6 protein-coding genes are annotated in these 5,897 nt (G+C 66.7%); 2 read left to right on the forward strand and 4 right to left on the reverse strand.

The features are described from left to right. The coding region (locus EB084_18010) for a hypothetical protein (protein NDD30155.1) at positions 1–2,310 on the reverse strand (2,310 nt) is incomplete at its 3' end. Positions 2,311–2,360: 50 nt separating this feature from the next. Beyond that, the gene (locus EB084_18015; protein NDD30156.1) at positions 2,361–2,792 is read right to left on the reverse strand and encodes a hypothetical protein; all 432 of its coding nucleotides are present in this window, start codon (positions 2,790–2,792) and stop codon (positions 2,361–2,363) included. Between the two features lie 316 nt (positions 2,793–3,108). Here EB084_18015 and EB084_18020 point away from each other — a divergent pair, with 316 nt between their 5' ends. Continuing rightward, a complete protein-coding gene (locus tag EB084_18020) occupies positions 3,109–3,903 on the forward strand; it encodes a hypothetical protein (GenBank protein ID NDD30157.1) in 795 nt (264 codons plus the stop codon). Positions 3,904–3,972: 69 nt separating this feature from the next. Here EB084_18020 and EB084_18025 read toward each other — a convergent pair whose 3' ends face one another. Continuing rightward, positions 3,973–4,332: a phage holin family protein gene (locus tag EB084_18025; GenBank protein NDD30158.1), complete on the reverse strand. Its 360-nt coding sequence runs from the start codon at positions 4,330–4,332 to the stop codon at positions 3,973–3,975. 62 nt (positions 4,333–4,394) lie between these two features. On the opposite strand from EB084_18025, the gene EB084_18030 reads away from it, so the two are divergent. Further along, the gene (locus tag EB084_18030; protein NDD30159.1) at positions 4,395–5,183 is read left to right on the forward strand and encodes a class I SAM-dependent methyltransferase; all 789 of its coding nucleotides are present in this window, start codon (positions 4,395–4,397) and stop codon (positions 5,181–5,183) included. A gap of 93 nt (positions 5,184–5,276) precedes the next feature. Here EB084_18030 and EB084_18035 read toward each other — a convergent pair. Continuing rightward, positions 5,277–5,897 (reverse strand): ABC transporter permease (locus tag EB084_18035; protein ID NDD30160.1); only part of this gene is annotated, 621 nt, incomplete at its 5' end.

The raw sequence follows: 5,897 nt of genomic DNA on the forward strand, positions 1-5,897 counted from the left end.
CTGGAAGAGGGCTGCGAACTCGCGCTCCACAAGCTTCTCGTCGCCGTCGAAGTTGACCCAGCCACCATTGTCGAAGGGCAGCGGCTCGTCGCAGCTGATCTCGAGGCCATCGAGCGGCGATGCGTTGATGAACGCGCTCACGAGGCGCCCTGTGGTGGGCCCTTCCGGACCGCTCACGATCACGCGGTCATCGATGCGGAAGAGGCTCTGGTTGCCATCGGGACCCATGGCCTCGAGGTGATAGCGGTGACCGTTCTTTCGCTGCTCGAGCGGAGTGATCGACTTGAATCGCAGGGCCAGCCCTTCGCGCTCGCGCTCTTCGCTGGTGCGTGACCACAGCCACGCCTGCTGCGATTTCACAGCGCGCAGCTCTTCGAGCAGGTCGGCTTCGTGGCGCTTGAAGAACGCGCGCACGTCTGCGGTGAGCGCGGCTACCCGTGGCTCATTGGCGGCGTAGCGCTTTCGCAGCCCTTCCGGCCGCGTGTCGTGATGCTCGCTGAGGTGGGTGAGCAGGGTGCAGGTCCCGCGTGTCTGCTTGTAGCACGTGCCGCACCAACGCTCGTTGAACGGGGCATCGGTGGCCCCGTCGACGAGCAGCACCTTGTTGCGCAGTGCCACCGCTCTGCGAAACGCGGGCGCATCGAGCTTCACCGTGGTCATCACCTGATCGAGGTCGGGCTTGCTGTGCAGCAGCAGGGTGTGGATGTCGCGATGGGTCTCGCCGCGCGAGACCAGCATCAGGCCGTACGAGAGCACCTGCAGTTCGTCGGTGGCGCGCTGCCTGCCCGTCTTGAGCTCGGCCAGCACCACGGGTGTGTCGCCCTTGAACCAGAGGGCGTCGATGCGACCTTTCAGCCCCAACTGGGGAGCGATGACGTAGGTCTCGGTGTTCAGCGTGGAGTTGCGCGGCTTGGGGTCGGCCCACTGGCGAAGACGGCTCACGTGCTTGTCGACGGTGGCACGCAGCGCCATCACGTCCTCGTATCCGGATTGCGCCAGAGGGACGAGCTGCACGCCGATCTCTTCGGTCTGGCGCGCCTCTCCCACATCGTTCCGGTTCCAGATATCGGGGAAGAGATCGTTCACCACGTTTCCGACGACGAGATGGTTCGAGATGTCGGTGGCTTCGTAGCGCTTCACGAGCTTGACGCGCTCGCAGTCGTGCACGTTCGAGAGGGCGGTGACGTTCACCAGCCAGTCCGGGTCGAGAACCACCAGGCTCTTGTCGTTTGCGACGAATCCGGTGCCGTGCGCGAACAGGTGAAATGCAGAGACGCTCACCCCATTCTTGCGCTTGCTCAGGGTGGGCCAGACGTCGAACAGGCGCTCGCCCAGCTCGACGGCCCAGGTCTCGGTGAGCAGCAGGGTGCGCCCCTCGAGCTCATCGGCCGCGTAGACCATGCACGTGAACCCGTCCGGGACGCGGCGCATGTCGCCGATGCGCCCGCTCAGCAGCGGTCGGGCGCAGTCGTTGCCGGGCTCGCAGACGAAGCAGGTGTCAAAGGCGAAGCTGGGGAGGTTGTGCAGCGGTGTGGCGTTGGGGTCGGCCTGGTTCAGGCACTGCTCGGCGGTCAGGCGGCGCTTCGGGTCTTGCAGCAGGCAGCCGGTGATGATGGCCTGGAAGGGAGCGGGGATGGACGCGTCGATGACGGGCGTGCGCGGCTGGCTCGGAGAGGTGGGGAGCCGACCGGTGAGGCACTCGTGGAGCACGCACCCCAGGCTCCACATGTCGAAGCTGCTCTCGAGGGTATCGCTCTCGGCCTCTGGAGGGCTGTAGGCCGGGGTTCCCGGATGGCGCGAGGCGGTGCGCAGGTAGCCGCTCTCCCGCGCGAGCCCGAAGTCAGAGAGCTTCCAGGTGCTGCCCACCCGGAGCACGTTCGCCGGTTTGAGGTCGCGATGGACCAGCTGGCCTGCGTGCAGATGGGCGAGTCCGGCGCAGAGATCGGCGGTGAGCGCGCGGGCCTCATCGACCGACAGCGGGCCGCGCTCGAGGCGCTGGGCCAGAGACTCGTCGGCCAGCTCCATGGCGATGAAGAAGCGGCCGGCCAGCTTGCTGCCGAGGTGGTTCTTGCCCGCCCCATGGCAGCTGATGACGTTGGGATGCTGACATCGCTGAAGCGTCTTCACCTCGTTCATGAGAATGGCCTCATCGGCCAGCCGATCGCGTAGCAGCTTGACAGCCACCAGGCCCGCCTTCCCTTGGCCGAGAACCTCGCGCTCGGCCTTGTAGACCGAGCCGAACGTGCCATGGTTGACGAATTCGGTGATGCGGTACTTGTTGTCGACGACTTCGTTGATGAGATCGAGCATCGGGGTCTGCTTTCAGTGCGGCTGCTGGTCATGGGCGGGGCGCTGAGCGCTCAGGCCGCGTCGTGCGTGCGGTTGCGTCGCGGATCGGGGGCGATTTCAACGGTGTCTGCCTGCCACCCTGCATCGGTGGGGGCAACCCATCCGGTGCAGGGCTGCTCGGCGCTGCGATTGCGCAGATCGCGCAGGTCGCGCGCAAGCTCGCGCTCGCGCACGGCCTCGCGACGTCGGCGCCCGTTGCCGCGGCGGCGGCTATCAGCCCGCTTCCAGACCGTGATGACCTCGTGGTTCGATTCAACCACCGTGACCCCGCGCATGCGTTCGTACGCGGGACCGAGATCGCGCAGCGTGCGATCGTCGAGGCGGTAGACCGACGCTCCGTTGCGACCGCGGGTCTCGACACCGATGCCGATGGCGAGGTCGATGGCTTCAGACGTCACACGGCGCTGCTGGGTGCGCTGCTGGGCGTGCAGGGTGAGCTTCATGGCGAGGGACCTCCTTGTGCGTTCGATGTGGATGCGTGATGACGGGGACGATGTCTGGGAGAGGCTGTTCTCTCTGCACCCATCGTGCCATGCGATGCTCTTCACGGGAAAGGATGGATGCTTTTCACGGAAGTCTTCACGCTCGGGCGGAGAGCGCGGCGGGAGAAGGTTCGGGGAGAGGAGATTGGGGAGGCGGAAGGCCCGGGATGGGGAGGCGGCTAAACATGGTCATCAGCCGCGCAGCGACACGAGACAGCGGAGGGTGGAGGCCGAACCGATGGGCGCTTGGGGACGGGAGGGCATCAAGGACGCCCCCATGGGGCAGGTCGTCGATTTCGTCTCCCGGTGCCTTCGACCCGGGGCGCGCATCGAGCCCGATGGGAGGAAGTACCGATTCCAGGGAGAGGCGTGCGGCGTGCAGGTCACGGCCACCACGATCCGCGCTCTGGCCGTTGCACTCGTGGCGGCCGTTGAAGGGGCGCGGGAGATCCGCTACGACGAGCTGTGGGCCTGCGCGGTTCAGAGCCGGGTCGACGATCTCTCCCAGGCGGGGAGGCGGCGCTTCGCCGACAACCTGCGCGATGAGTGGGAGCAGGTGCTGATCGCGCGTCGGCGCAGCGGGGAGTCGGCGCTGGCCATGCCGTCATCGGTGACGCCCGTGAGCCTGTCGGTGCTCGCCGCCGTCTTCGAGCTGTCGGCGGCTGCCTCGCTGCTGCACAAGCTGCGTCCGCCGCGACTTGCGGTGACCTACAAGGGCGTGCCGAAGCCAGCGGTGGTGCTCGACGTGCTCGAGCCGGACGTCTGGAAGATGGTGGGAAACGCGCGCTCGCCTGAACCGCCGGACAAGATCGCCCTCGATCACGACCCGTACCTGTCGCGCCAGGCCTTCGAGATCAAGCTGGTGTCGGGCCGCCTGCACGTGCGGCTGGCCTCGAAGAGCAACAAGCTCTACTTCAACGGGCGTGAAGCCACGTCGTTCGAGGTGGGGCACGGCGATGATTTCACCTTTGCCGACCTCACCTTCCGCTTCGAGGACAGGCCGGCCGACCACGATCGGGAGACCCCGCAGTGGCCGGCGCGAAAGGCGCGGTCAGTGGAGGCGTTCGAGTAGGGCTCCTGGGGTGCGCTCAGGATGCGCCTCGGTCGACCTCGAGTGGCAGTTTCACATGACGGTCAATCGCTACCACCAGCTGAAGTGCCCGTGGGCGAAGAAGCCGATGAAGGCGTTCACCAGTCCGAGCACCACCGAGCCGAGCAGGCCGGCGAAGATCCCCTTGACCTCGAACCCGTCGACGAACGCGCTTGCGAGCGAGAACGTGAAGCCCACGAGCACGAAGTAGAAGAGGCCGAACGTCAGAATGGTGAGGGGCAGGGTGAGGATGAGCAGCACCTTCCACAGCACGGCGTGGATGACGCCCAGCACCAGTGCGGCCATCGCGGCCGCTCCGAAGTTGCGCACGCGCATGCCGGGAACGACGGAGGCGGTGACGTAGACGCCCACGGCGTTCAGCAGCCACACAGCGGCGAAGTTGATGAGCATGTCCATGAGAGGCTCCTTCGAGCCCAGGCCTGTTGGGATGAGTCTCCGCGTCGAGCAGAGCGATGGCCTGCGGCCCCTGTCTTGGGTGTTCCCCAGCAGGCACGGCTCTTCCTCGGGGTGTGCTGGCCTTGGCGGTTTTGCTGTTGCAGTGCGCTCTCGGTCAGACCTCGACCCGTGCTGGTCGAGCGGTCATCGAGGACAGCCGGCTTTCTCGAGCAGGCGCCCACACATCTGCTGCGAACCTCGCATACGTGGGAGCTGATGAGATGGGTTCACGTGAGGCTGGGTTCGAGCGCTGGGAGAGCCGGTATCGCTCCGCGTCGCCTGCCGTCGACCTCGAGCCCAATCCGTTTCTGGTGGAGAGCGCTCCCTTGCTGGGGTTCGGCGGCCAGGTTCTAGACGTGGCGATGGGCGACGGTCGCAACGCCCTCTACCTGGCGCGCCTCGGGTTTCAGGTGATCGGCCTCGACCGCTCTCCTACCGCGGTGAGCCTGGCGCGCGAGCGTGTACGGCGCGAGGGGCTCGAGCTCGAGGGGGTTGTGGCCGATCTCGAGGGGTACGTGCTGCCGCGAGAGGCGTTCGACGGGGTGGTGGTCACGTTCTACCTGCAGCGCAGCCTGTTCGCGGGCATCGTCGAGACCCTGCGCCCAGGCGGATGGCTGCTGTACCAGACCTTCACCACGGCCATCCTGAAGTATCGGCCGTTCAATCGCGCCTATCTGCTCGAACGGGGAGAGCTGCGCGAGGCCTTCGAGGGTTTCGACATCGTGACCTGGCGCGAGGAAGAGAGGGCCGACGAAGGTGTGGCAACGGCCTGTCTGCTTGCCCGGAAGCCGGCCGTGCTCCGCTGAAGCGCTCCGTGTTTGCCGGGAGGGAGAGCTGTTTGTCTTCTTGATCCGGGAAGGCAGCACGGTTGGTCGTCTCAGCGTGCACAGCGCCCCCCCCTACCGCGCCTCTTGCTCGTCTCGCAGGCGCAGGCCCCTGGGCACGATCCAGCGCTCGATGCCGTCGAACAGCAGCTGCACTGCGATGGCCAGGCAGGCCGCGGGAATGGCCCCTTGCATCAGCAGGTGCATGTCGTCGCGGCGCACCCCCATCATGATGGGCTCGCCGTAGCCTCCCGCGCCCACGATGGCTCCGATGGTGGCCGTTCCCACGTTGATGACCGCTGAGGTCTTGATGCCCGCGAGAATGGCGCGCGAGGCGAGGGGGAGCTCGATCTTCCACAGGCGTGTTCGAGCGGGCAGGCCCAGGGCGAGCGCGGATTCGATGAGCGGTGGCGAGATGTCGCGCAGCCCCGTGCACGTGTTGCGCAGGATGGGAAGCAGCCCGTAGATGAACAGCGCCACCAGGGCGGGCTTGTACCCGATGCCGAGCAGCGGGACCATGAAGATCAGCAGCGCGAGCGAGGGGATGGTCTGCAGCACCCCGCACACACCGACGATCCACCCTCCCAGACGCGGGTGGCGCGACGCCAGCACCCCCAGGGGCACACCAAGGCAGATGTCGAGCAGCAGGGGGAGGCTCACCAGAAAGAGATGGTGCGCGGTGTCGCTCAGCAACCG

It is taken from the genome of Pseudomonadota bacterium (genome assembly GCA_010028905.1).
In the GTDB taxonomy this organism is placed as follows: Bacteria; Vulcanimicrobiota; Xenobia; order RGZZ01; family RGZZ01; genus RGZZ01.

Coding starts and splice junctions, on each gene's coding strand:
- EB084_18015 (NDD30156.1), bottom strand. CDS start 2,792: ATGAAGCTCACCCTGCACGCCCAGCAGCGCACCCAGCAGCGCCGTGTG.
- EB084_18020 (NDD30157.1), top strand. CDS start 3,109: ATGGGGCAGGTCGTCGATTTCGTCTCCCGGTGCCTTCGACCCGGGGCG.
- EB084_18025 (NDD30158.1), bottom strand. CDS start 4,332: ATGCTCATCAACTTCGCCGCTGTGTGGCTGCTGAACGCCGTGGGCGTC.
- EB084_18030 (NDD30159.1), top strand. CDS start 4,395: ATGGCCTGCGGCCCCTGTCTTGGGTGTTCCCCAGCAGGCACGGCTCTT.